Below are 3,048 nucleotides of genomic sequence, written 5' to 3'. Positions count from 1 at the left end.
CCCCCACGGCCCGGGCCACACCTACGGGTCAGCCCAGACCTACACGCCGGGTCAGACCTACGGGTCAGGCCAGACCTACGGGCCGGGCCAGCCGGGGCCGGGCCAGCCGGGGCCGGGCCAAAACTACGGGCCGGGTCAGCCGGGGCCGGGCCAGACGCACCGGCCGGGTCAGCAGCACCGTCCGGGCCAGACCTACGGCTCCGGCCAGCCCTACGGCTCCGGCCAGCCCCACGGTGGCGGCCAGCCCCACGGCTCCGGCCAGCCCCACGGTGGCGGCCAGCCCCACGGTGGCGGCCAGCCCCACGGTGGCGGCCAGCCCCACGGTGGCGGCCAGCCCCACGGCTCCGGCCAGACCTACGGCGGCGGGCCGCACCGGTCCCCGGCCCCGGGCTACGGCACTGCGCCGCAGGGGCCGGACTACCGTGCCGCGCCGCAGGGGGCGGACTACCGCGCCGCGCCGCACGGCCAGGACTTCGGTGCCCCGCAGCACGGGCCGGACTTCGGCGCCGGACGCTACGGGCCGACCGGACCGGAGTACCCGGGCACCCGGTACGGGGGCGCCGAGGCCGGTTACGGCTCACCCGCGCAGGACACCCAGGTTCATCGCGCTCAGCAGGACGACGACGGGGCGGCGGTAGCGTACGCCGGCCAGCCCGTGCCGCCGCCGGAGCGCAAGCGGGGTCGCGGGCGGCCGATCGCGGTGCTCGCGGTCGTGCTGGTCCTGATCCTCGGCGGTGCGACCGCGTTCTATCTGTTCGGGCAGGACGACGACCAGCCCACCACGTCGGTGGCCGCGCCGACCCAGGAATCGGGAGCGCTGGCACCCGACGCGCCGGAGGACGATGATTCCCCGCCCAGCGCGCCGGCCGTCAGCTCGTCCACCGACCCGCGGTTCGTGCAACCTGGGCAGTGCGTACGCAACACCGCGTCGTCCGGCGGCAAGCCGAGGCTGCTGATCGGCGAGTGCGCGCCGAAGTCGTACGAGGTGCTGCGGCGCTTCGATGGTAAGACCAGCGGCGAGCGGGACGCCGAAACCAAGTGCGCCCAGGTCGACGGCTACACGAACTGGTACTTCTACGACAGCGAGCTGGACTCCCTCGACTTCGTGCTCTGCCTCAAGCGGCGCGACTGACGGCGGAGCAGGCCAACCGATTGCCAAAACTAGTGCTGTCTAGCGTGGACGCTAGACAGCACTAGTTTTATGTCGAGGGGCGACACGCCGGTAGCCCCGTCTATCCATGTCTAGCTCCTCGGCTAGACGGCCCGATACTCTGCGATTCGTGGATCCGGTCCGCAACCCGTACGCCCCGGGCGCCGGCCAGCGTCCGCCCGAACTCGCCGGGCGGGGACGCGAGCTGGACGTCTTCGACATCGTGCTGGAACGCATCGCGCGGGGCCGTCCGGAACGCAGCCTGATGCTCACCGGGCTGCGGGGCGTCGGCAAGACCGTGCTGCTCAACACGCTCCGTTCCCAGGCCATCAACCGCCTCTGGGGCAGCGGCAAGATCGAGGCTCGGCCGGAGCAGTCCCTGCGCCGGCCGATCGCCGCCGCACTGCACATGGCCGTCCGGGAACTCGCCCCCCGACACCGGGCACCGGACCGGATCGACGCCTTCCTCGGAGTGCTCAAAGCGTTCGCCCAGCGGGGCACCCCGACCGGTCGCGGCAGCGCCGCGCCGAAGCTGCGCGACCGGTGGCAGCCCGGCATCGACGTACCGGCAGCCAGCGGCCGAGCCGACTCCGGCGACATCGAGATCGACCTGGTGGAGCTGCTCACCGACGCCGCCTCGGTCGCCAGCGACGTGGGCACCGGCGTCGCCATCTTCATCGACGAGATGCAGGACGTCGGGCCGGAAGACGTCTCCGCGCTCTGCGCCGCCTGCCACGAACTCTCCCAGCTCGGCGCACCGCTGATCGTGGTCGGCGCCGGTCTGCCGCACCTGCCGGCGGTGCTGAGCGCGGCCAAGTCCTACTCCGAGCGGCTGTTCCGCTACCAGCGCATCGACCGGCTCGACCGGATCGCCGCCGACCAGGCGCTCTGCGCGCCCGCCGAGCGGGAGGACGTTCAGTACGAGGCGAAGGCGCTCGACCTGCTCTACGAGAAGTCCGGCGGGTACCCGTACTTCGTCCAGGCGTACGGGAAGGCGACCTGGGATCACGCCCCCCGGTCGCCGATCACCGCGGCCGACGTCCGGGTCGCCGCCCCGGAAGCCGAGGCCGAGTTGGCGGTCGGCTTCTTCGGCTCCCGCTTCGAGCGCGCCACGCCGGCCGAGCGCGAGTACATGCGGGCGATGGCGACCCTCTCCCTGGTCGAGGGCGTGGCCGACGGCGGCGGACGGGACGACATGGACGCGGCGGTGCCGACCGCGGAAATCGCCCGCGCCCTCGGCCGCAAGCCCGCCAGTCTCTCCCCGGCCCGCGACGCTCTGATCAAGAAGGGCCTGATCTACTCGGGCGAACGCGGCACCGTCGCCTTCACCGTCCCGCACTTCGGCCGCTACCTGCGTACCCAGCCGGCCTGAGGCAGACGGCGGGTCACCTACAGCGAGAAGCCCTCGACCGGGTGGCGGAGGGCTTCTTCCAAGAGCAGTCAGGCGATCGGGCCGCCGGCCTTGGCCAGCTCGACGAAGCCGCGCCACGCCGCCGGCTGGCAGGTGAGCATCCCGCCGGCACGGTCCTTCCTGTCCCAGACGAGGACGACGCCGGAGAGATCGTCGGCGACCTCGACAAAGGCGCCGCCGTTTGTTGCCGCTCTTGCTGCTCTTGCGCCACTGCGCGCCGGTCATGTCCATGGCGCTGCCGCCACCCTGAGGAGATCCAGGGACTGCGTCCGTGACAGCGCCTCGCCACGAGACGCCCACCCCCGAGCGACCCAAGGTCACGCTCGATCCAGGATCGAGTGGCTTCCCTGCCGCACCGATGCCACTCGATCCGCGATCGAGCGTGACCTCGGCGCCATTCGCGGCTGCCCCTGCCGATCATGCAGTTGCGACTCCCTGCAGAATGCCCATATCGGGGCAATTCGTCACCCGCAACTCCATGATCGAC

The 3,048-nt window shown here is 72.3% G+C and carries 2 protein-coding genes and 1 pseudogene; 2 read left to right on the top strand and 1 reads right to left on the bottom strand.

Features of this window, described 5'->3' with window-relative positions; all coding sequences use genetic code 11:
- The first annotated feature begins 655 nt into the window (after window positions 1-655).
- Both C1I95_RS37410 and C1I95_RS33020 read left to right on the top strand, forming a co-directional pair.
- A complete protein-coding gene (locus C1I95_RS37410; RefSeq protein WP_111219935.1) occupies window positions 656-1,132 on the top strand; it encodes an LppU/SCO3897 family protein in 477 nt (158 codons plus the stop codon).
- A 148-nt stretch (window positions 1,133-1,280) separates the two neighbouring features.
- On the top strand, window positions 1,281-2,522 hold the full coding sequence (locus C1I95_RS33020) for an ATP-binding protein (protein WP_111219933.1): 1,242 nt from the start codon (window positions 1,281-1,283) through the stop codon (window positions 2,520-2,522).
- A 68-nt stretch (window positions 2,523-2,590) separates the two neighbouring features.
- Here the strand turns inward: C1I95_RS33020 and C1I95_RS37405 are convergent.
- Window positions 2,591-2,692, bottom strand: a pseudogene (locus C1I95_RS37405) (DUF397 domain-containing protein); the annotation flags it as partial.
- Between the last annotated feature and the right edge of the window lie 356 nt (window positions 2,693-3,048).

Source organism: Micromonospora craterilacus, from assembly GCF_003236315.1.
Taxonomy (GTDB): domain Bacteria; phylum Actinomycetota; class Actinomycetes; order Mycobacteriales; family Micromonosporaceae; genus Micromonospora; species Micromonospora craterilacus.
Note: the sequence above shows the minus strand (reverse complement) of the source record. Positions and strands in the feature narration are given on the sequence as shown.